Genomic DNA, 20,274 nt, shown 5'->3' with positions numbered 1-20,274 from the left:
GCAGTCAATACCCCAGCGGCGGCGCCGGCTCGTTCACCGGCTCGGCAACGCGCATCTCATCCGTATTGTCGGTCTTGAGATCGTCGTAGGCACGCCAGGAAAGAACGAGCAGGAAGGCGAAGAAGGAAAAGGAAATGACGATGGCCGTCAGGATCAGCGCCTGCGGCAAGGCATTCGCGGCGGGTCCGGCCAGCACTTCGGCATCACCGGCAATGACGGGTGGCACCTCGCGCGTCAGACGGCCGCCGGTGAAAATCAGCAGATTGACGGCGTTTCCGAGAACCGCGACGCCAAGAAGCACGCGGATGATGAACTTCGAAAGCATCAGGTAGACGGCAACGGTGAAAAAGATGCCGACCAGCAGGGCAAACCAGGCCTCCATCACTCCCCTCCCCGTTCTTCGAGCGACAACGCGACCGAGCTGATGGCGCCGACGACCACCAGATAGACGCCGGTGTCGAACAGAATGACCGTGGAAAGCGGGACCTCCACGCCGAGTAAGGACGGGTAAACCCACAGTCCGGTCATGAAAGGGACGCCCGCGGCCACGGACACGATACCGGCAATCGTCGCGACAAAAAGACCGGCGCCAGCGATCGCCATCGGATGAAAGTAGATGGCGCGCCGCACCGTCTGGACGCCGTGGGCGATACCGTAGATCGCGAGCGCAGAAACGGCGATGAGCCCGCCGATGAAGCCGCCGCCCGGTTCATTATGGCCGCGCAGCAAGACAAAGACGGAAAAAAGCATCATGAGGCTCGCCAGGAACGGCGCCATCGTGCGGAAGATCACCGACCTCATACCCGTTCCTCCGCATCCTCTTCTTCGACGAGGACCGCGGCGACGACGGGCCGTTTGAGCGCACCGGCTCTCAGCCGCACGAGCCCAAGAATGGACAGGCCGGCAATCATCACGACTGTGATTTCGCCGAGCGTATCGGTGCCGCGGAAATCGACGATGATGACATTGACGACATTCGCCCCATGCGCGATCGCCTTCGAATATTCGTTGAAGAAGGCTGTCAGGCTCGCATCGAAGGGAACGCCCGTAACGCGTAGCAGGAGAAGGGCGAAGCCAGTGCCGCAGGCAAGCGCGAGCGCAAAGTCAGGCACTTTCTCGCGCCATGGCCTATGGTCCGACGGTGACAGCTGAAGCCGGGTCATGACCAGGGCGAGAACGACGACAGAAAGGGTCTCGATCATAAACTGGGTGAAGGAGAGATCCGGCGCGCCATAGAGCAGGAAGATCATGGCGACGGCGAAACCCTGTATGCCGAGCGAAACGATAGCGGTCAGCCGGTCCGGCGCAATCATGATCGCGACGAGCCCGGCAACGGCGATCGTCATGATCGCAAGCTCGTGCAGGGGAACATCTGCGGCGAAGAAAGGCGCACGCGGAAATTCGCCGTAGAGGAAGGGAATGGCCAGAAGCACGAAGGCGACCAGCAGGAAGGTCAGGGTCATGTAGACGTCGAGCCGACCGCCCTGCACCCGCCGGGTAACGATCACGGCGGAGCGCACCAGACCGCGCATGAACTGGTCGAAGCCCCGGTCCGGGCCCCAGCCGATATCGGCGAGAACCGTTGCCATTGCCCCCCGCAGCCGAACGAGGTTGAGGTAAAAGGCGATACCCGCGGCGACCGTAATGCCGGAAAGAAGGAGCGGCACGCCGATATGCGGCACGAGCGAGATCTCCACGGGCGTCGGCTTTCCGGCAATCGCCGAGGCCATCGGCGAAGAAACCATTCGATGTGCAAGGCCGGACATCAGCGCAATCGACAGCCCACTCAGAGCGAGGACGCCCGGCCCAAGCCAGAGAAGTACGGGCGCTTCGTGGGCATGCTTCGGGGTGCTGACCTTTGGGCCCAGGAACGGCATCAGCGCGATCGCGAAGGCAACCGCGAACATGAGCGCGTTGCCGAGGATGGTAAGCGCCGCAAAGGCGACGGAGCGAAGCTCGAAGGCGGACAGCGCCGCATAGATCTCCTCCTTCGCGAGAAAGCCGAAGAAGGGCGGCAGCCCTCCCATGGAGATCGCTGCAGCGAGCGCGATCGCGAAGGTCAGCGGCATTGCCGACCGAAGGCCGCCGAGCCGCGTGAGATGGCGCGTTCCGGTCTCATGGTCGATAATGCCGGCCACCATGAACAGGGCGCCCTTGAACAGGGCGTGCGCCACCAGATAGAGAGTCGCCGCCTCGATCGCGTGCGGCAAACCGAGACCCGTCAGCATGACCAGGAGGCCCAGAGACGACATGGTCGTATAGGCGAGCATCAGCTTCAGATCCGTCTGGCGCACGGCGAGCAAAGCGCCCGCGACCAGCGTGGTGGCGCCGAAAAGCGGCAAGATCACCTGCCATTCCGGCGTTCCGCCGAGAACCGGATTGAGCCGCATCAACAGATAAACGCCAGCCTTCACCATCGTCGCCGAATGCAGATAGGCCGAAACGGGCGTCGGCGCCTCCATGGCGTTCGGCAGCCAGAAGTGAAACGGAAACTGTGCCGATTTGGTGAAGGCGCCGCCAAGCACGAGAAGAAGCGCCGCCAGATAGAATGGGCTTTGCTTGAGCTCGGCGCCGAAGGAGAGGAGCAGCGACATCTGGGTAACGCCGCTGACGTTCCACAGTATGAGCAGCCCTGCAAGCAGCAGCAGCCCGCCGCCCCCGGTCACGACCAGAGCCTGAAGCGCGGCGCGGCGCGCCGCCTCGCGGCCATGATCGAAGCCGATCAACAAGAAGGACGTGATCGACGTCAGCTCCCAGAACACGAACAGCATCAGGAAACTGTCCGATGCGACGAGACCCTGCATCGATCCCATGAACATCAGGATGAAGGAAAAGAAGCGGCCCTGGTGGGGATGGCCCTTCAGATAGCCGCCGGAATAGAGCACGATCAACGCCCCAATCCCCGAAATCAGCAGCAGGAAAGTCAGCGACAGTCCGTCCACCAGCCACGAGAAACTGACATTGAAAGACGGTATCCAGGCATAGCCGCCGGTGACGACTTCGCCATTTGCGACTTCCGGGACGAAGGTCAGGAAATGCGCAAAAACCGCTGCCGGGGCGAGCGCCAGGACCCACGCGGCGTTGTGGCCGAGCAGACGCGCCAACACCGGCGCGATGATCGCCGCGATGAAGGGAAGACCGAGGGCCAGAAATGTCAGGGCCGCGATGTCCATCGCCTTGCCATCCTCCGTCGCTGCTTCGTTCTCCGGTCAGTTTGGCTACCGGACATAGAAGATGAGTCGGCTCGCCTCAAGAGAAATCGGCCGCAAAGGAAGCGAAGGGAGGGTAATGTTGTGTAAAGCTGCAACAGGATCGCCTTTCGTTCCCCATATTCCGGCGAAGGGCAGCGGCGATATTCAACCACGACCCAGTTTTTGTGGCGGCCACTCGGCATCCTATAGTATCGCGGCAATCCACGGAGGTTTTGACGATGGCCGATGCCGAAACGCGGAAAGTGCAGAAAGCGGACGAGGAGTGGCGGGCACTCTTGACGCCCGAGCAGTACCGCATCACGCGCGAGCAGGGCACTGAACGCCCTTTCACCGGGCCATTCCTCAACAACAAGCAACAGGGAACCTACAGGTGCGTCTGTTGCGGACGGGCGCTCTTCCGCTCCGACACGAAGTTCGATTCCGGCTGTGGCTGGCCAAGCTATTTCGCTCCGGTCGACGAAAATGCGATTGCCGAACATGTCGACCGGTCCGCATTTCATGGTGAGAACGGAAATCCGCTGCGCCGATTGCGACGCCCATCTCGGCCATGTCTTCCCTGACGGTCCGCCGCCGACCGGCTTGCGCTACTGTCTCAACGGCACGGCAATGACCTTCGAAGAGGACTGAGACACGTCGCGAAAACAGGTGGAACCGTGATGCTTCTGCTGTTCCGCCCGGAACAGCAGAAGGCGTCCGCTCCGACTATCGGTCGCGATGTGCAGAGAGAGACCCCGGATCGACGAAGCATGCAAGTACTGCAGCTCAAAATCGTGAGGGCGTCTTTACGCACCAGAAGAAAGGCGCGACGCTATAAAGGACGGCAGATCGAACTCAGAAGGATATTCCCCATGCGCCTCGGCGTATTCGCGATCGCTCTCCTGCCGGGGCTTGCCCTGCCCGCGGCCGCGGCAGACGATTGGCACCCCTACGCCAATCCCCGCTTCGGCTATACGGTCGAGATTCCGCCCGGATTCGAGATGCAGCAGCAAGCCGACACAGGCGACGGCGCGAGCTTTCACGCCGACGACAACGGTGCAACCTTGATCGTGTTCGGCACCCACCCCCCGGGCGGAGACTTTGAAATCGACGTCGCCGAACGGATCGGATACGAGAAAGACGATCGCTGGAGAATACTCTTTTCACGCATCACGCCTGCCTGGGCGAGTTACTCCAGTGCGCGCAACCGCGAAGTCTTCTATGCACGGGCCATCGCGCTCTGCGACGGCAGCGCCGCGTATTTTCGGCTCCAATACCGCAAGTCGAGGCTGACGAGTTTCGACGGCGTCATCTCGCGCATGGCAGCGGCGCTGAGGCCCTCCGAGCTCTGCCAGCCGCCCGATTGACGCTTGATTCGGGGAAACGCCGCTGCGGCTCAGGACGACGCGGCACCGCTGATGCAGGTGACGACGGCCGAATAGTGTACGGCCGATCCCGCAACGACAAAGCCGTGCCAGATGGCATTCTGGTACCGCAGCCGCTCCCAAACATGGAAAACGATGCCGACTGAATAGATGACGCCGCCGACGACAATGAGAACGAGCGTCGTCGTGCTCAAGGCCGTGAACAGCGAGCGGGCGGCAAGAACACCGCCCCACCCCATGGCCAGGTAGAGCAGGATCGCCAATCGATCGAAGCGCCCCGGAAGCAGACACTTCATGGCGACACCCGCAAAGGCGACCGTCCAGATACCAACCAGCATCGAAAAGAGGAAAGGATCGTCCCATCCGCGTTGAAGAAACGGCGTATAGGTCGCAGCTATCAGCACGAATATCGCAGAATGGTCCACGCGGCGTAGATACAATTTCGTACGGCTGATCGGATAGAGATTGTAGAGGAACGAGACGGACAGGGTGAGAACCAGTCCGATGCCGTAGATGCAGGCTGCGGCGAGTTGGCCCGATGTGCTCCAGACGGTTGCGTAGAAAATCAACGCGGTGACGCCGATAAGTGCGGCGGAAAGGCCGATACCGTGGACGATGCCGTCGGCAATGAGTTCAGCCCGGTCGTAGTCCCATTTGACGCCACTGAAATCCACGGGGCTCCTCCACCTCGCGTTTCACAGCCGAAATCGGCACCTACAGCGCCGCGCGTCTTATCAGACGCGTCAAGGTCGCGGCGGCACTTTGAGTTGCTGCATGTCTGGCCTTGGATCGACTCCGGTTCAAGGAGACGTGCAGCAAGCCGCTGCTCATGAACGCACGCATCTGCGCACATATCCCGAGCGACCATTCGCGGCCCAGAGAACGGAGAGCGCCGAACCGACAGCGCCCGTTCTGCTACTATCCTGCCATAAAGCCCTTACCTGGCAAAGCTTCCGTTCAAGCCGGGGCGAATCAATTTTTAAGACGTATGACAACATTCGCTCAATGCGAGCAATCATGTCGCGCTGGGCCGGCGGCTCGCCGGTCCCTCGGCCTGATATGGCGGGGATCAAGTCCGAACCTGGAGCGGGTTGCATCGCCCACTCGAAAGCGCGTCGCCACCAAACCTACTCGCGCGACGGCTTTAGGTCCTTGTTCTGACGCATGTCGCTGCCGCAAAACCGCTGAACACTTGTCGGCAACCTGCATTAGCGTGTTCGGGAGGAAACCTCCGCGGCGCAGGTCTGGCAGAGAGGCGCATGCGGTACCGCGTTCAGCCTTTCCTGTGAAATCGGGTCGCCGCAGCGCACGCAGATGCCGAACGTCCCGGCCGCAATGCGGTCGAGCGCCGCATCGATCGCACGGATCTCTCCCTGGCCGGCGAGACCAAGCCCCTCCAGCACCTCATCGTTTTCGCGCTCCGTGACGCGATCCGGCACGTCGGCATTCATCGGCTGCTCGAGATCTTCCTCGATCTTCACCAGCCGACCATAGAGTTCGCGTTTGCGGCTTAGAAGCTGTTCGCGAAAATCGTCAAGCAAGTACTTGTCCATCTACAAACTCCCTAGGCTGCGGCGTATCGGTACCCACGCCGCGTTTCTTGTTATTGTTATCTGTTATCGATCGACGAGAACGGCACATGGGCAATGGCTGACCACACGGCTTGCAGTCGAGCCGATGAAATAGTCGATCAGGCCAGGACGATGTGACGCAATGATCACGAGGTCCGCGTTCTCGTCCCTTGCGAGGGCGTTGATGGTGCCGGCTGCCCCGCCAGTGCGAATTTCGACGCGCCCCCTTATGCGATGCCTGGCCTTCAGCGCCTCGAGCGTCTTGACTGCGTGCTTGCGTGATTCCTCGATCATCTCCAACGGAAAGTCGACGATCATGTAGCCTTGAGCATAGGCATTCAGGTCCTCGACCACGTTGAGCAGGATGATTTCCCCGCCCTCGTCGACCAGCTTCTCTGCTATGCCGAGAACGGACTCGCCGTGCTCCAGTTGATCCATAGCGATCGGGACGATGATCTTCTTGTACATACAGGCACGCTCCTTCCGTTGGGCTCCCGGTCGCTGACTCACCAATCCGAGCCGATGGCTCGGGACTGGATTGGACGCAAACGGGCCTTCCCCCCGTCGTCGTCATCCGAGCCGAGACTGAGCGGCAGTGGTGATTTCGGCATTGATTAAGATCAATCAGCCACCCCCTCACGCCCGCGTCGCCCTCATGAGGAGTTAGGGCGAAAGCCACGACTGTCAACGTTCATCGAACACAACATCAAGGAACATAATGGCTTTTTCGAACGGGATCACGTGATCATATTGGGCTAAACTTCAAGGCTGGGCTTCGGCGACAAATGACAGACAGCCACGGCCCGAAAGGATGATGATGAAAGACCCGACCACCCCGAACCCAGCGGCCGACTTTCCTGCCGATCACGCCGTGTCGATGCCGGCCCATATCGAGCGAGCGCATCTCGTCGTGGAGGACCTGCCGATGGTCCTGGCCTGGTATCAGCAGATCATGGGCCTTGCGCCGCTAGAGACGAGCGTGAGCGGAGCAGTGCTCGGCGTCGCCGGGCGGCCCCTGCTTACCCTCACCAGCGCACGAAATGCCGCAAGGGCGCCGCGCACCGCGCCCGGTCTCTTTCATATCGCCTACCTGGTCCCGGATCGCCGTGAACTTGGCTGCTGGCTGGCGCATGCCGTAGACAATGGCATTCGCCTGCAGGGCGCGTCCGACCACCTCGTCAGCGAAGCGATCTATCTCGCCGACCCGGAAGGAAACGGCATCGAAGTCTACCGCGATCGCGCGCGCGAGGAGTGGACCTATCATCCGGACGGCACAGTTGAGATGAAGACGCTGCCGCTCGACCTCCAGGCGCTCTACGAACAGGCACGGCAAGACGAGTGGAGCGGACTCGCCGAAGGCAGCACGATCGGCCATATCCATCTTCAGGTTTCTGATCTGCCGCAGGCGGACGTGTTCTTCCGCGACATGCTGGGACTCGAACTCATGGCCAGCCGTCCCGGGGCGAGTTTCTTCGCCACGGGCAAGTACCACCACCACATCGCCGCCAATATCTGGAACTCGCGCGGGGCGGAGAAGCGTCAGGACCGGATGACGGGCCTCTCAGCTTACGCGATCCGGTTCAGGGAAGCGGAGCGGCTCGCCGCCGCGATCGGCAAGCTCGAGGAACTGGACATAGCGGTGCGCGAGGAGGGCGGCGTTTTCAGTCTGACGGACCCCTGGGGTATCGGCCTCCAGCTTTCGGCATAGGCTCGGCACCTCCACTGGCGTGCTACGCACACCGCGCCTGTTGCTTCCGGAGCCGATCGAGTGCCTCGCGGCGACCTCGGCCCTTCCGAACGCGCTTTCCTGCCGGAGACCTCCCCAATTTCATCCAGTTTCAGGCATAGAAACGATGGATAATCATAAGCTGGGAGGCAAGGAAATGGCAGGCAAGGTTTTGGTTCTCGGGGCCAGCGGCACCGTGGGCATCGAGGTGCTGCGCGCACTTGTCAAAAAAGGCGAACGCGTCAAGGCGGGAAGTCGCAGGGGGACACCCGTGGCCGACGCGGAAGTCGTTATGTTCGATTATCGCGACTGTTCGACCTACGGCCATGCGCTCGACGGGGTCGACCGCATCTGCGTCATTGCTCCGGAAGGGCATCTCGATCCCGTGGCGCTGCTAAAGCCGATCATCCAGGCCGCCGCCGCGCGCGGCATCAAGACCGTGCTGATGTCCGTGATCGGCGTCGGGGGCGACGACGATCCTCCCCACCGCGAGGTGGAACTCTTCCTAGAAAAGACCGGTGCGCAATTCGTCATCATCCGCGCCAACTGGTTTGCCGACAACTTCCACGGCCAGTGGCTCGAAAGCGTCCGGCACGGCACGATTGCCGTGCCCGCGGCCGACGGGAGGACCAGCTTCATCGATGCGCGCGACGTCGCCGAGGGCGCAGCCTCGGCGCTGACCGGCGACGCCTTCAATGGCCAGGTCTTCGATCTGACCGGCCCGGAGGCGCTGAGCTATGGCGAGGCGGCAGCGATCCTCTCGCAGGCTGCCGGACGGCCGATCGTCTATACACCGGTCGATGACGAGACCTTCATCGGCCTTCTCGCCGACGCCGGTATTCCCGGCGACTACGCGCGATATCTCGCACGCCGGTTCCAGTCGGTGCGGGAAGGCCGCGCGGCGATCGTGACCGACGATGTCGAGAGGTTGACCGGCAGAAAGCCTCGCACGTTCGAGACCTATGCCAGAGACCATGCAACTGCGCTGGCGGCATGAATGTGGCAGGGCGGGAAGCGCGGCGCCGCCAGCGCTCCCGTGCTTTCCGCTTGATCGCCGCTTATGCGCTCTCTATCTCATGGTCTCCCGCAGAACAGCACCCGGAGACCCGCCTTGCCCGTTTTCAAGAACCTGCCCGCCGCACCCGTCGCTCCGAAAATGCCGCTGACGGACACGCGACACGGCATCGTCCGGACCGACGACTACGCTTGGCTCAGGGCCGAGAACTGGCAGGCCATGTTCAAGGATCCGTCGATTCTTAATCCGGAGATCCGCAGGCATCTCGAAGCGGAAAACGAGTATATGAACGCCGCGATGGCGGACACGAAGGATCTGCAAAAGACGCTGTTTGCCGAAATGCGCGGCCGCATCAAGGAAGACGATTCCTCCGTCCCAATGAAGGACGGCGGCTTCGCTTACGGCACCTTTTACGTGAAAGGCGGCGAACATCCGCGGTATTTCCGGATTCCGCGCGAGGGAGCGGTCGACGACGAGACAATCCGGCAGGTGCTGCTCGATGGCGACAAGGAGGCCCAGGGAAAGGCCTATTTTCGCATTGCTGGCCTCAATCATTCGAATGACCATGCCCGCGGCATCTGGGGCTATGACGACAAGGGATCGGAATATTTCACGCTGAAGGTGCGCGACCTCGCGACGGGTGCCGATCTTGCCGACATCGTCGAGAATACCGGCGGCGGCGGTGCCTGGGCGCCCGACGGCAAGAGCTTCTTCTATACCGTGCTCGACGAGAACCATCGGCCGTCGAAGATCTATCATCACGTCGTCGGCACGCCGCAGTCGGACGACCGGCTGGTCTATGAGGAAGAGAATCCGGGCTTCTTCATGTCGGTCGGCGGCTCACTGCTCGACGATTTCATCTTTATCGACATCCACGACCACCAGACCAGCGAGTACCGGATCATCCCGACCACGGACCTCGACGCCGAGCCGAAGCTCGTGGCGGAACGCGTCACCGGTCTCGAATATTCCATGACCGAAGGGGGCGACGTTTTCTATATCCTGACCAATGCTGAGGGCGCCAAGGATTTCAAGATCATGGAAGCGCCTGTCGAAGCGCCGCAGAAGGAAAACTGGCGCGAGGTGGTTGCGCACCGGCCGGGCACTCTGATCCTCAGCCATATGGCCTATGCACGCCATCTCGTCTGGTTGCAGCGGCGCGAGGGCCTGCCGGAAATCGTCATCCGCGACCGCAAGTCTGGCGAGGAACACGCGATCGCCTTCGCCGAGGAAGCCTACTCGTTGGGGCTCTCGGGTGCCGCCGAATACGACACCGACGTCATCCGCTTCTCCTACTCCTCGATGACGACGCCCTCGCAACTTTTCGACTATAACATGGCGACGCGCGAGCGGACGCTGCTCAAGACCCAGGAAGTACCCTCGGGGCACAATCCGGACGACTACGTCACCCGCCGCGTCTTCGCACCCGCTCCGGACGGCGCCGCTGTTCCGGTTACCCTCCTCTATCGCAAGGACACGCCGCTCGACGGCTCGGCGCCGTGCCTGCTCTACGGCTACGGGGCGTACGGCATCACGATTCCGGCGGGCTTCAACACCAATTGCCTGTCGCTCGTCGACCGCGGCTTCGTCTATGCGATCGCCCATATCCGCGGCGGCAAGGACAAGGGCTTCCAATGGTACGAAGACGGAAAGATGGCGAAGAAGATCAATACCTTCAAAGACTTTATCGCCGCGGCTGACTATCTGAATCAGGAGAAGTTCACTTCCTACTCGAACATCATCGCCGAAGGCGGCTCGGCCGGCGGGATGCTGATGGGCGCGATTGCCAATATGGCGCCGGAAAAGTTCCGCGGCATCATCGCCGCCGTACCCTTCGTCGACGTGCTTAACACCATGCTCGACGACACCTTGCCGCTGACGCCTCCGGAATGGCCCGAATGGGGAAATCCGATCGAAAGCGCGGAGTTCTACAACATCATCGCCGGCTACTCGCCCTATGACAATGTGGAGGCGAAACCCTATCCGGCGATCCTGGCGCTTGGCGGCCTGACCGATCCGCGCGTCACCTATTGGGAGCCGGCGAAATGGGTAGCGAAGCTGCGCGAGCAAACGACGGGCAACGAACCGATCCTTCTGAAGACCAACATGGATGCCGGCCATGGCGGCGCATCCGGGCGCTTCCAGCGCCTTGAGGAGATCGCCTTCGAATATGCCTTTGCCATCAAGGTCGCTGGCAAGGCGTAGGCGCGGGATGCTGTCCCTTTTGCGTTGCCGCTCTCTGTCTGTTCGTTTTGCCGCGTTTGTGCGACGTCAGGTAATTCCACCTGACTGCAAAGCGCTTTAGGAGGTAATGCGGTGCCGGTCTACGTCGCTTTGTTGAGGGCAGTCAATGTCGGCGGCACCAGCACGATAACGATGGCGGAGCTGAGGGCCATCTGCGATAGCCTCGGCTTCACCGCCGTCAAGACCTACATTCAAAGCGGCAATGTCCTCTTCCGCACCAAGCTCTCCGAAACTGAGGTGCGGCAGAGGCTTGAAGACGCGCTTGCTACCAGGATGGGCAAGACGCCGGGTGTGATCCTTCGCAGCCGGCGCGCGCTTGAAGAGGTCGTGGCGATGGCACCGTTTCCCGACGCCAAGCCGAACTTCGTGCTCGTCACCTTCCTGCCGGAACCACCTGCTGCGGATGCGCTCGACGAACTGGTGGCGCCGGACGGAGAGGAGGTAAGGATCGGGGTCCGGGAGATATTCATCCACTATCCGAACGGGTCCGGCCGCTCGAAGCTCAAGCTTCCGGCATTGAAGGCCGGCACGGCGCGCAACCTCAATACGGTGCGAAAGCTTGCGGAACTGGCCGCCGCCCTGGAGGATGAGAACTCCTGACCGGTCGTCACCGGTCTTTCGGCTGGACCAGCAGCCGCACGAAGCCGCGAAAGACGAGGAGCTGATCTGGATGGCTCTCTTCGGGCCCCTCAGCGCCTTCGACAGCACGTGCCGTCTTCGAAAACGGTCGAGACCATATCGCGAGCTGATCGGCATCGGCGCGGATGGTAGACCGGCATTGGGCTTTCTCGCCCTTTCGCACGGCCGCTCCTGTGCCGCAGTACAGTTTTCTGTTCGCAGAAACGGCGGCAGCCATCTCCCCTCGCCAAACCCCTGCAGCACGTTCCTGATGTTACAGCGATGTGCGGCAATTCCGGCAATACTATGCCGCAAGACCGCCAGTTTAGCTGTCGACAGAGACGCCAGCTTTGGAGCGGGATGAGGGAGCATCTAGCGACCCTCCCCTGCGTGGTCTGCAGCAACAAGAGGAGGAAACGTTGGAAATGGAAACCGCCAAATACCGACACGACCTGCCGTTCTCTCGCGGAGGCGCATTCTTGAGCGACGGCGGCCTGGAAACGACTCTGATCTTTCACGACGGCATAGAGCTGCCGCACTTCGCGTCCTTCGTCCTGCTGTCGTCCTCGGAAGGGCGCCGGCAACTCCTTCGCTACTACACGCGCTATCTCGATATTGCCCGAAGCCACGGGACGGGCTTCATTCTCGATACGGCCACCTGGCGCGCCAATGCCGACTGGGGCGCAAAACTCGGCTATGTTGCCGAGGCGCTCGACCAGGTCAACCGTGACGCGGTGCACCTGCTGAGGGAACTGCGTGCGGAATACGAGCGCCCGCAGGCGCCGATCGTGCTCAGCGGCGCAATCGGCCCGCGCGGCGACGGCTACAAGGCCGGCCAGATGTCGGCTGATGAAGCGGAAGACTATCACACGGCGCAAGTGGCGGCTTTTGCCGGCAGCGAAGCCGACATGGTGGCCGCCTACACCCTGACCAATATCGACGAGGCGATCGGAATTGCCCGCGCCGCACGCAAACACCAGATGCCCTGCGCCATCTCGTTCACGGTGGAGACTGACGGCAGGCTCGTCACCGGCCGCTCGCTGCAGCAAGCGGTCGAAACCGTGGACGCGGCAACCGAGGGCTATCCGCACCATTACATGATCAACTGCGCACATCCGAGCCATTTCGAGGGCAGTCTCGACCAGAACCGCGCCTGGGTCCGGCGGATCGGCGGCATCCGAGCCAATGCCTCGGCGAAGAGCCACGCCGAACTCGACGACAGCGAGACCTTGGATGCCGGCGATGTGCGCGACCTCGCTCAGCGCTACCGTGCGCTGACCGGGCGCATGCCGCATCTGCGCATTCTCGGCGGCTGCTGCGGTACCGATCATCGCCACATCGCGGCGATCTGCGAAGCCTGTCTGCCACCGGCGGCGCTCAGCGCCTGATCGGATTGCCCGCCCGGGATGTGCCCGCACGGCGCTGTAGGCGCCGCGCCGCCCCTCGCGAAAAGCGGATGGCTCGTGTAGACTCGTCGGGAAAGGGCGGCCGGCCTGTCGCGTCGTGGCCGCTGGAGCATGATGGATTACACTCCCCCGACGGCCTCTGAGACCGGCCCGTTCCGTTTCGACAACAGCTACGCGCGGCTGCCTGCACAGTTCTATGCGCGCGTCGAGCCGACGCCGGTGGCCGAACCCTGGCTGATCAAGCTCAATCGGCCGCTTGCCCAAGAGCTTCGGCTCGACGTCGAAACGCTGGAGCGCGACGGCGCAGCGATCTTCTCCGGCAACCGCGTCCCCCCGGGCGCGGAGCCGCTTGCCATGGCCTATGCGGGCCACCAGTTCGGCACATTCGTCCCTCAGCTCGGCGACGGCCGCGCCATACTGATTGGTGAGGTGATCGACCGCAACGGGAAGCGCCGCGACATCCAGCTCAAGGGATCGGGCCAGACGCCCTTTTCCCGCCGCGGCGACGGGCGTGCGGCGCTCGGGCCGGTCTTGCGCGAATATATCGTCAGCGAAGCGATGCATGCGCTCGGCGTCCCGACCACGCGCGCGCTTGCCGCAACCGTCACCGGCCAGCCCGTCTATCGCGAGGAGATACTGCCCGGCGCAGTCTTCACTCGCGTCGCGGCAAGCCACATTCGCGTCGGCACCTTCCAGTTCTTCGCCGCGCGCGGGGACATGGAAGCCGTCAGGGCGCTCGCCGATTACGTGATCGATCGCCACTATCCGGAGATCAAGGGCGACGAACGGCCCTATCTCGCGCTCTTCAGGACGGTCACGGCGCGCCAGGCCGCCTTGATCGCGCGCTGGCTCCATGTCGGCTTCATCCACGGCGTGATGAACACCGACAATATGACGGTCTCCGGCGAAACGATCGACTTTGGCCCCTGCGCCTTCATGGATGCCTACGATCCCAAGAAGGTGTTCAGTTCGATCGACCAGTTCGGCCGCTACGCCTACGCGAATCAACCGGCCATCGGGCAGTGGAACCTCGCACGCCTCGCCGAGACGCTCGTGACATTGTTCGACCCCGTCGCCGACACGGCGGTCGATCTCGCCAATGAGGTCCTCACCGGATACGGGTCCGTCTTCCAGGAGCACTGGCTCGAGGGCATGCGGAGAAAGGTCGGGCTTGCGACGGCGCAGGACGGAGATCTCGACCTGATACAGTCGCTCCTGACCCTGATGCACAAGGGCAATGCGGATTTCACCCTCACCTTCCGCCGCCTTGCGGCCTGTGCCGAGGACGAAGCTTCGGACGCGCGGCTTGCCGGCCTGTTCCAAAACCCGGAGGCGCTTTCGCTCTGGCTCGCGGACTGGCGGGGCCGGCTCGCGCGCGAACCGCAGCAGGCGGGCGAGCGTGCCGCCGCCATGCGGGCCGTCAATCCGTCGTTCATTCCGCGCAATCATCGGGTGGAGCAGGCGATCGATGCGGCAATCCAGGATGCGGATTTCTCGCTCTTTGAGGCCCTCCTCGACGTGACCTCCAAGCCCTATGAAGACCAGCCGCATCATGCCGCCTATGCGGAACCCCCGACGCCCGGTGAAGAAGTGCTGCAGACCTTCTGCGGAACTTGACCCAGGTCGCAGCGAAACGGCGCCTTACCATAGCCTTTGTGCGGCGAAACATCTCGACAGCATCCAGCCATAGCGGCGTTCGCGGCCATCCAGCCGATAAGCTGCTGGCGTAAAGTTTCCGACAGCACCGAACCGAAGGCCTGCTTGCCAAGCGTTTCCTTCATGGCGGCAGGCGTCGTCGTATCGCGCGGATAGCCGTACTCGGCTTCGTTGAGCTCGGGTTCCATGCGGTCGAGACGCATAGCGTGCCACGAGAGATTGCATGGGTGGAAAAACGGCCCAACCTTGATGGGCGCGCACAGGGCCCCACATAAAGCTCCAGAAGCTATAGATATGGAGCGCGCATATGTATTCGATCGGCGACCTCTCCCGGCGGACGGGCGTAAAGATTCCGACGATCCGGTATTACGAACAAAGGGGACTGATTGCGGCACCGGAGCGGTCCGAAGGCAACCAGCGGCGCTACGAGAGGCGCCAACTCGAGCGCCTCGCCTTCATCCGCCATGCGCGCGAGCTCGGGCTTTCGATCGAAGACATCCGCGACCTGCTGACCCTGAGCGAGCATCCGGAGCGCCCTTGCGGCGAGGCGGATCGCATTGCGAGCGAACACCTCGCCTCCGTGCGGGAGAGGATCGCGTGGCTGAAGAAGCTGGAACAGGAATTGGAGCGCATCGTCGCCTGCCATGGCAACCATACCATCGGCGACTGCTACGTGATCCGCGCGCTTGCCGACCACTCGCTGTGCGAAAGCGAGCACTGATACCAACCTCTACCGATCGACGGATTGCGTCGGAGCAAGGAGAAGCCGCAACCGGGCCACGTGGTTCGGTGAGGGCTTTCGACACAGCCCGCAGACCGTAAGCGGCCGGCCCTTCGGGCGGACCCTCTGTCGGCCGCTTCGCAATCCTCGACCGATGCATGAGCATCGCTCTACGGTGTGCTCCACACCGGACACCCGCAGTCGGCCCCACGCAATCGGCCGATACCGGCGCAGTTGGTATGAGTTCCGCCAAGAATCTCCGTTGACAAAAGCCCGGAAATGGAGAATCTACGGGCATGATCAAGAACGCACCCATTTGCCGCGCGTATTTTTGGCTGTTCCGATAGGAGCGGCCTGCTGATCATATTCAACAAGGCCGCCATCAGGCGGCTTTTGTTTTTCACGGCACCTGATGGCGGCAGAACCATAGGAGCCGAGAATGCTGCAGACCGCCATACCTAGCCTTCATCCCGTGCCATCGGCCAGAGCGCCCATGGTGACGATCCGCTGCGCCAAGCCGCGCGATGTCGCCGAACTGCGCGAAATGATCGCCGAGCTTTCCGCCCATCACGGCGACGCCGCTCCGATCACAAATGAACAGCTCGAGCGCGACCTTTTCGGCCGCATGCCCTGGATTACCGCTCTCGTCGCCGAAGCCGGCGGTTCGTTGATCGGCTACGCCATCCTGGTCCCCCTGTACAGGGCGGCCGAGGGCGCACGCGGCATGGAGCTGCATCACCTCTTCGTCCGGCCAGGTCATCGTGGCACCGGGATCGGGCGCCACCTCGTCGCCAAGGCGCGGGAACAGGCAAAGATGGCGGGCTGCAACTATCTCTCCGTCAGCGCCGCGACCGGCAATTTCCAGGCGCATCGCTTCTACGAATCCGAGCGCTTCGTGCCTCGCCCTGTGACCGGCATGCGCCATATTCAGAGCATAGGCTGAAGAGGAGGGCTCGATGCGCGTTGCCATCGTGCTGACGGAAGGCTTTGCCGACTGGGAATGCGCGCTGTTGATGGCAACGGCGCGCGCCGAGCTTGGGGTGGATCTCCTCGTTGCCTCCCCCGGCGGCACGGTGGTGAGCTCGATGGGCGGCCTGCACATCACGCCGCACCTGCCGGCGAAGACGCTCGCACCGGCGGAATTCGACGGGCTCGTGCTCTGCGGCGGCACCATCTGGGAAACCGCCGCGGCACCGGACCTGTCACACACGATCCGCGCCTTCCATACGGCAGACCGCGTGGTCGCGGCAATCTGCGGCGCCACGCTGGCGCTTGCCGCAAGCGGCATCCTCAATGGGGCCGATCACACCGGCAACTCGGCCGAAAGCCTTGCGGCGGTTCCCGGCTATCAAGGCCAGAGCCACTATCGCGACCAGCCGCAGGCGGTGCGCAGCGGTCGCCTGGTGACTGCCGCAGGCACCGCTCCGGTGAGCTTTGCGGCTGAAGTCTTCCGCGCGCTCGGCCTCGGATCCGAGGCGCTCGACGCCTATCTCGCGCTCTATGCCGAGGAGCACCGGCTCGCCTGAATGATCGTGGTTTTTGCATGTCCTTGTCCCCGCTGCACGCCTTGGGCGACATGCATCATAGCGGCGGCAGCGCCTTCAGATAGGCGGCTATCGCCTCGCGGTCGGCTGCGGGAAGCTTCGCCATGTTCTTCTGCACCTCGACCATCGAGCCGCCGACAGTGTCAAAATCGGGCGTGAAGCCGGTCTCCAGATAGGAGGCGATGTCGGATTCGCTCCAACCGCCGATGCTCTTCGAGCCCGGCGTGATATTGGGAATACGACCCTCCCCTTCCGGATTCGGCGCACCGGCAAGCCACCTGCCCGGTTCGAAGCCGCCGAGCGCGTCGCGGGGGGTGTGGCACTCTCCGCAATGGCCGGGACCTTCCACGAGATATTGTCCACGGGCGAGCTTTGGATCGGCCGTATCGAGGGCGACCCTGGGATCATCGGTCAAGTACAGGAGCTTCCAACCGCCGAGCGCCAGACGGATGTTGTAGGGAAAGGGCAGTTCATGCGGCGGTGCAATATCACTACTTTTCGGCAGCGTTTGCAGGAAGCCCCAAAGGTCGTTGATATCCTCGGCGGTCATGCGCGCGTAGGAGCCATAAGGAAAGGACGGATAAAGATGCTCGCCGTCTTTGCCGACGCCGCGCGTCATCGCATTGCCGAACTCGGCAAGCGTCCAGCCGCCGATTCCAGCCGTTTCGTCCGGCGAGATATTCGGCGCATGGAAAGTGCCGAACGGACTTTTCAGCGGCCGGCCGCCCCCCAGCACGAGCCGCCGGTCATCCTCGGCGCCGGGAGCCGCGTGGCAGCCGGTGCAGCCGCCGGCCCAGAACACCTGTTCGCCATTGGCAATGTCCGGTTGACCCAGCCCCTGCCACTGCGTCTCATCCCATGGACTCGGCTTCGTCAGCCACCAGAGCACGCTGGCGCTGGCGAGAATCAGCAGGACCAGACTGGACAGAAGCCTATTTGTGCGCCGCCTCATGATCTCCCCTACTGCTGCGTGCAAAGTGCTACGGCGACTTTCGCGCCTGATCAGACGGCGCTGCGGGCCTCTAACGCAGAAAGGAATGCGCCGGTCGGTCCGACGCATTCCGGGCAAACAAAAGAACCTTCGTCAGTCTTTCTTCAGGCGGTAGATCTCGTGACAGCTGCCGCAGTCCTTCCCGAGGACACCCAGCGCGGCGCCGACGCCGGCAGAGTCAGAGGGCAATTCGGCGAGAAACATCTCCGCATCGCTGCCGAGCTTGGCGGCCTTCGCCTTGAAGTCCTCCATATTCTCCCAGATTTTCGGGCTTGCTTCAGTCTCCATGCCGGTTTCCGAGCCCTCGGGGAAATGATTGGGAAAAACCTTTACGGTCTCGCTGATCGTCGTCAGCGATGCCTTGATGACTTCCGCGTCATACGGCTTTTCGCCCTTGGCTATCCCGCTGAGCGCACCGGCAGCCTGCCCGACCTTCTTCATCAGCTGCTGCCGCACCTCCTGCGGCTCGTCCGCAGCGGTCACGGCGGTCACACACAGCCCCGCAAGGGCGGCCGCAAGCGCAAAAGCTCTCATCTTCATCATCATCTCCGGTCATGCGAATCCGCTTGTGCGGCTTCGTGTTGAAAGCGCGGGCATGATGGCATCTTGGCCTATCGACGGAAGTAACATTTTTTTGAAGTGCTTGTCGCTGCAAGGCAACTCGCCGGCAATACCTTCATCTCCGGGTCGAGGCGAATAACATGAACAGTATAGTCATGTTATAGCCGCTCACACATCGCTCCACCCCTGCCAAATGGTCACACCCGCGATCAATACAAGGACAAGACCCGCGGCCTTGCCGGCTGCGACCGTCACGGCGGGACTGCCGACCAGCAGATCGCGACCGCGGCCGGCTGCAAGCGCCAGACCGCCATAGACCGCCAGCTGCGTCGAGGCGATCATCATTGCCATGACGGCAGCCTGCGACCAGACGGGGCCGAATTGCGGTCTCAGGAATTGCGGATAGACCGCCAGCATGAAGAGGTAGGCCTTGGGATTCATGAGGCTCGTCAGCGCCCCCTGACGGAAACTCGTCCAGCGCGATCGCGTCATCCCGCCGTCGATGCCGGCGATGGTGACGGAACTGCGCAGGAGCGAGAAGCCGATCCACGCGATATAGGCCGCGCCGGCAAGGAGGAGCATATTGAAGAGCTCGGGGATCAGATGCAGCACCACGCTGACGCCGAGTGCGGCATAAAGGGTGTGCAGGACGCCGCCCGCCATGATGCCGGCGGTCGCGGCGAGCCCGGAGGCGCGTCCGCCGGTGATCGCGTTGGCCAGCACGAAGACCATGTCCATGCCGGGGACGATGATGATGCCGAACAGGAGAGTGAAGAACAGCCAGAGGTTTTCCGCGTATGTCATGTCAGTTGCTCGTGGATAATTCGAGGGGCAAAGGACCGGATTGCAGATTTTTCAATCCGTTGCCGCATGCTATATCGACCTCCAACTGACAGGTCATGTCAGGAGCCTTCGCGACGATGGAGGGAAACCGATGCCCAAGGCATCACGCCTTTTCGAGATCATCCAGATCCTGCGGCTTGCTCGAAAGCCGGTGACGGCGGCCGAAATGGCCGAACGGCTGGAGGTGACATCACGATCGATCTATCGCGACATCGTTGCATTGCAATCCATGCGGGTGCCGATCGAGGGCGGACGCGGCATCGGCTATATATTGAGGCCCGGCTTCGACCTGCCGCCGCTCATGTTTTCCATCGATGAAACGGAGGCGATCGTGCTTGCCCTCGCTCTGCTCGAGCGCACCGGCGACGGGGAGCTTAAAGTTGCCGCCCGGCGTGTAGGCGAGAAGATCACCGGAGCCGTGCCGGGGCCGCTGCGCCAAGTGTTTCAGTCGCAGGCGCTTCACGCCTGGGGATCGATCGCGGCAGCCCCGCCGGCGGTCGACCTCGCCCTCATTCGCCGCGCGATCCGTGACGAGCAGAAACTCGCGATGGACTATCGCGACGAGCTCGGTCGGGTGACGGAACGCACGGTCAGGCCGCTGGCCCTGATTTATTATTCGGAGCAGGCGATGATGGTCGCCTGGTGCGAATTGCGCCAGGCGATCCGCAATTTCCGCGCTGACAGGGTGGAGCAGTGCGAGCCGGTCGAAGCCTTCTTCCGCGGCGAGGGCGACAGGATGCGGCAAGCATGGATGGCGGGATGGAAAACGCCGGCGGGTGCGGGTGTTTGACGTACGCGATGCCGT

At 62.5% G+C, this 20,274-nt stretch carries 22 protein-coding genes and 1 pseudogene; 12 read left to right on the top strand and 11 right to left on the bottom strand.

The window, feature by feature from the left end:
- Positions 1-4: 4 nt before the first annotated feature.
- Genes SJ05684_RS02995 through SJ05684_RS02985 form a run of 3 tightly spaced genes read right to left on the bottom strand, consistent with a single transcriptional unit; the run spans position 5 to position 3,173 of the window.
- Positions 5-382: a Na+/H+ antiporter subunit C gene (locus SJ05684_RS02995; RefSeq protein ID WP_034852373.1), complete on the bottom strand. Its 378-nt coding sequence runs from the start codon at positions 380-382 to the stop codon at positions 5-7.
- On the bottom strand, positions 382-801 hold the full coding sequence (locus SJ05684_RS02990) for a Na+/H+ antiporter subunit B (RefSeq protein ID WP_034852371.1): 420 nt from the start codon (positions 799-801) through the stop codon (positions 382-384). Before SJ05684_RS02990 ends, SJ05684_RS02995 begins: the two co-directional genes overlap by 1 nt.
- On the bottom strand, positions 798-3,173 hold the full coding sequence (locus SJ05684_RS02985) for a putative monovalent cation/H+ antiporter subunit A (RefSeq protein ID WP_034852368.1): 2,376 nt from the start codon (positions 3,171-3,173) through the stop codon (positions 798-800). The genes SJ05684_RS02990 and SJ05684_RS02985 overlap by 4 nt, the downstream gene beginning before the upstream one ends.
- A gap of 257 nt (positions 3,174-3,430) precedes the next feature.
- Here SJ05684_RS02985 and msrB point away from each other — a divergent pair.
- Positions 3,431-3,839: pseudogene (msrB, locus tag SJ05684_RS02980) on the top strand (peptide-methionine (R)-S-oxide reductase MsrB).
- 221 nt (positions 3,840-4,060) lie between these two features.
- On the top strand, positions 4,061-4,555 hold the full coding sequence (locus SJ05684_RS02975) for a hypothetical protein (RefSeq protein ID WP_034852367.1): 495 nt from the start codon (positions 4,061-4,063) through the stop codon (positions 4,553-4,555).
- A 29-nt stretch (positions 4,556-4,584) separates the two neighbouring features.
- On the opposite strand, the gene trhA is transcribed toward SJ05684_RS02975, so the two are convergent.
- The 3 genes from trhA to SJ05684_RS02960 form a co-directional block, all read right to left on the bottom strand.
- The gene (gene trhA / locus SJ05684_RS02970) at positions 4,585-5,247 is read right to left on the bottom strand and encodes a PAQR family membrane homeostasis protein TrhA (protein WP_034852365.1); all 663 of its coding nucleotides are present in this window, start codon (positions 5,245-5,247) and stop codon (positions 4,585-4,587) included.
- Positions 5,248-5,781: 534 nt separating this feature from the next.
- Entirely contained in the window at positions 5,782-6,126 is a 345-nt protein-coding gene (locus SJ05684_RS02965; protein ID WP_034852362.1) for a TraR/DksA family transcriptional regulator, read from the bottom strand.
- Between the two features lie 63 nt (positions 6,127-6,189).
- Entirely contained in the window at positions 6,190-6,612 is a 423-nt protein-coding gene (locus SJ05684_RS02960; protein ID WP_034852360.1) for a universal stress protein, read from the bottom strand.
- Positions 6,613-6,961: 349 nt separating this feature from the next.
- On the opposite strand from SJ05684_RS02960, the gene SJ05684_RS02955 reads away from it, so the two are divergent.
- The 4 genes from SJ05684_RS02955 (at position 6,962) to SJ05684_RS02940 (ending at position 11,729) form a co-directional block, all read left to right on the top strand.
- Positions 6,962-7,852: a VOC family protein gene (locus SJ05684_RS02955; RefSeq protein ID WP_034852470.1), complete on the top strand. Its 891-nt coding sequence runs from the start codon at positions 6,962-6,964 to the stop codon at positions 7,850-7,852.
- A gap of 175 nt (positions 7,853-8,027) precedes the next feature.
- Positions 8,028-8,867, top strand: coding sequence for an SDR family oxidoreductase (locus tag SJ05684_RS02950; protein WP_034852358.1), 840 nt, complete (start codon positions 8,028-8,030; stop codon positions 8,865-8,867).
- A gap of 114 nt (positions 8,868-8,981) precedes the next feature.
- Complete coding sequence (locus SJ05684_RS02945) at positions 8,982-11,090, top strand: S9 family peptidase (protein WP_034852356.1); 2,109 nt, start codon at positions 8,982-8,984, stop codon at positions 11,088-11,090.
- A 111-nt stretch (positions 11,091-11,201) separates the two neighbouring features.
- Entirely contained in the window at positions 11,202-11,729 is a 528-nt protein-coding gene (locus SJ05684_RS02940; protein ID WP_034852355.1) for a DUF1697 domain-containing protein, read from the top strand.
- A gap of 7 nt (positions 11,730-11,736) precedes the next feature.
- Here SJ05684_RS02940 and SJ05684_RS02935 read toward each other — a convergent pair whose 3' ends face one another.
- A complete protein-coding gene (locus SJ05684_RS02935) occupies positions 11,737-11,985 on the bottom strand; it encodes a hypothetical protein (protein ID WP_034852353.1) in 249 nt (82 codons plus the stop codon).
- Between the two features lie 187 nt (positions 11,986-12,172).
- Here SJ05684_RS02935 and SJ05684_RS02930 point away from each other — a divergent pair, with 187 nt between their 5' ends.
- Positions 12,173-13,135: a homocysteine S-methyltransferase family protein gene (locus SJ05684_RS02930; RefSeq protein ID WP_034852352.1), complete on the top strand. Its 963-nt coding sequence runs from the start codon at positions 12,173-12,175 to the stop codon at positions 13,133-13,135.
- Between the two features lie 132 nt (positions 13,136-13,267).
- Positions 13,268-14,770 carry a protein adenylyltransferase SelO gene (locus SJ05684_RS02925; RefSeq protein WP_085939002.1) on the top strand — a complete coding sequence of 501 codons (1,503 nt, stop codon included), beginning with the start codon at positions 13,268-13,270 and terminating at the stop codon, positions 14,768-14,770.
- Here SJ05684_RS02925 and SJ05684_RS31005 read toward each other — a convergent pair.
- On the bottom strand, positions 14,713-15,012 hold the full coding sequence (locus SJ05684_RS31005) for a serine hydrolase family protein (RefSeq protein WP_034852350.1): 300 nt from the start codon (positions 15,010-15,012) through the stop codon (positions 14,713-14,715). The genes SJ05684_RS02925 and SJ05684_RS31005 overlap by 58 nt on opposite strands.
- 104 nt (positions 15,013-15,116) lie before the next feature.
- Between SJ05684_RS31005 and SJ05684_RS02915 the strand changes: the two genes are divergently transcribed.
- From SJ05684_RS02915 to SJ05684_RS02905, 3 genes are all read left to right on the top strand, one after another.
- On the top strand, positions 15,117-15,530 hold the full coding sequence (locus tag SJ05684_RS02915; protein WP_034852349.1) for a MerR family transcriptional regulator: 414 nt from the start codon (positions 15,117-15,119) through the stop codon (positions 15,528-15,530).
- Between the two features lie 439 nt (positions 15,531-15,969).
- The gene (locus tag SJ05684_RS02910) at positions 15,970-16,473 is read left to right on the top strand and encodes a GNAT family N-acetyltransferase (protein ID WP_034852347.1); all 504 of its coding nucleotides are present in this window, start codon (positions 15,970-15,972) and stop codon (positions 16,471-16,473) included.
- A gap of 13 nt (positions 16,474-16,486) precedes the next feature.
- Positions 16,487-17,056 carry a DJ-1/PfpI family protein gene (locus tag SJ05684_RS02905; RefSeq protein WP_034852346.1) on the top strand — a complete coding sequence of 190 codons (570 nt, stop codon included), beginning with the start codon at positions 16,487-16,489 and terminating at the stop codon, positions 17,054-17,056.
- Between the two features lie 55 nt (positions 17,057-17,111).
- Here the strand turns inward: SJ05684_RS02905 and SJ05684_RS02900 are convergent, their stop codons facing one another.
- From SJ05684_RS02900 to SJ05684_RS02890, 3 genes are all read right to left on the bottom strand, one after another.
- Complete coding sequence (locus SJ05684_RS02900) at positions 17,112-18,026, bottom strand: c-type cytochrome (RefSeq protein WP_034852345.1); 915 nt, start codon at positions 18,024-18,026, stop codon at positions 17,112-17,114.
- 132 nt (positions 18,027-18,158) lie between these two features.
- Entirely contained in the window at positions 18,159-18,605 is a 447-nt protein-coding gene (locus tag SJ05684_RS02895; protein WP_034852343.1) for a c-type cytochrome, read from the bottom strand.
- Positions 18,606-18,794: 189 nt separating this feature from the next.
- Positions 18,795-19,430, bottom strand: a complete 636-nt coding sequence (locus SJ05684_RS02890; protein WP_034852341.1) for a LysE family translocator — start codon at positions 19,428-19,430, stop codon at positions 18,795-18,797.
- Positions 19,431-19,560: 130 nt separating this feature from the next.
- Between SJ05684_RS02890 and SJ05684_RS02885 the strand changes: the two genes are divergently transcribed.
- Positions 19,561-20,259: a helix-turn-helix transcriptional regulator gene (locus SJ05684_RS02885; protein ID WP_034852340.1), complete on the top strand. Its 699-nt coding sequence runs from the start codon at positions 19,561-19,563 to the stop codon at positions 20,257-20,259.
- Positions 20,260-20,274 lie beyond the last annotated feature (15 nt).

Source organism: Sinorhizobium sojae CCBAU 05684 (genome assembly GCF_002288525.1).
Lineage (GTDB): Bacteria > Pseudomonadota > Alphaproteobacteria > Rhizobiales > Rhizobiaceae > Sinorhizobium > Sinorhizobium sojae.
Note: the sequence above shows the minus strand (reverse complement) of the source record. Positions and strands in the feature narration are given on the sequence as shown.

Excerpts from the sequence above, each read along its gene's own strand:
- SJ05684_RS31005 (WP_034852350.1), bottom strand. The coding sequence starts at position 15,012 with ATGCGTCTCGACCGCATGGAACCCGAGCTCAACGAAGCCGAGTACGGC.
- SJ05684_RS02885 (WP_034852340.1), top strand. The coding sequence starts at position 19,561 with ATGCCCAAGGCATCACGCCTTTTCGAGATCATCCAGATCCTGCGGCTT.
- SJ05684_RS02995 (WP_034852373.1), bottom strand. The coding sequence starts at position 382 with ATGGAGGCCTGGTTTGCCCTGCTGGTCGGCATCTTTTTCACCGTTGCC.
- SJ05684_RS02900 (WP_034852345.1), bottom strand. The coding sequence starts at position 18,026 with ATGAGGCGGCGCACAAATAGGCTTCTGTCCAGTCTGGTCCTGCTGATT.
- SJ05684_RS02895 (WP_034852343.1), bottom strand. The coding sequence starts at position 18,605 with ATGAAGATGAGAGCTTTTGCGCTTGCGGCCGCCCTTGCGGGGCTGTGT.
- SJ05684_RS02985 (WP_034852368.1), bottom strand. The coding sequence starts at position 3,173 with ATGGACATCGCGGCCCTGACATTTCTGGCCCTCGGTCTTCCCTTCATC.
- SJ05684_RS02965 (WP_034852362.1), bottom strand. The coding sequence starts at position 6,126 with ATGGACAAGTACTTGCTTGACGATTTTCGCGAACAGCTTCTAAGCCGC.
- SJ05684_RS02890 (WP_034852341.1), bottom strand. The coding sequence starts at position 19,430 with ATGACATACGCGGAAAACCTCTGGCTGTTCTTCACTCTCCTGTTCGGC.
- SJ05684_RS02975 (WP_034852367.1), top strand. The coding sequence starts at position 4,061 with ATGCGCCTCGGCGTATTCGCGATCGCTCTCCTGCCGGGGCTTGCCCTG.
- SJ05684_RS02925 (WP_085939002.1), top strand. The coding sequence starts at position 13,268 with ATGGATTACACTCCCCCGACGGCCTCTGAGACCGGCCCGTTCCGTTTC.
- SJ05684_RS02960 (WP_034852360.1), bottom strand. The coding sequence starts at position 6,612 with ATGTACAAGAAGATCATCGTCCCGATCGCTATGGATCAACTGGAGCAC.
- SJ05684_RS02990 (WP_034852371.1), bottom strand. The coding sequence starts at position 801 with ATGAGGTCGGTGATCTTCCGCACGATGGCGCCGTTCCTGGCGAGCCTC.
- SJ05684_RS02935 (WP_034852353.1), bottom strand. The coding sequence starts at position 11,985 with ATGGCTGCCGCCGTTTCTGCGAACAGAAAACTGTACTGCGGCACAGGA.
- SJ05684_RS02910 (WP_034852347.1), top strand. The coding sequence starts at position 15,970 with ATGCTGCAGACCGCCATACCTAGCCTTCATCCCGTGCCATCGGCCAGA.
- SJ05684_RS02930 (WP_034852352.1), top strand. The coding sequence starts at position 12,173 with ATGGAAACCGCCAAATACCGACACGACCTGCCGTTCTCTCGCGGAGGC.
- SJ05684_RS02915 (WP_034852349.1), top strand. The coding sequence starts at position 15,117 with ATGTATTCGATCGGCGACCTCTCCCGGCGGACGGGCGTAAAGATTCCG.
- SJ05684_RS02955 (WP_034852470.1), top strand. The coding sequence starts at position 6,962 with ATGAAAGACCCGACCACCCCGAACCCAGCGGCCGACTTTCCTGCCGAT.
- SJ05684_RS02905 (WP_034852346.1), top strand. The coding sequence starts at position 16,487 with ATGCGCGTTGCCATCGTGCTGACGGAAGGCTTTGCCGACTGGGAATGC.
- SJ05684_RS02950 (WP_034852358.1), top strand. The coding sequence starts at position 8,028 with ATGGCAGGCAAGGTTTTGGTTCTCGGGGCCAGCGGCACCGTGGGCATC.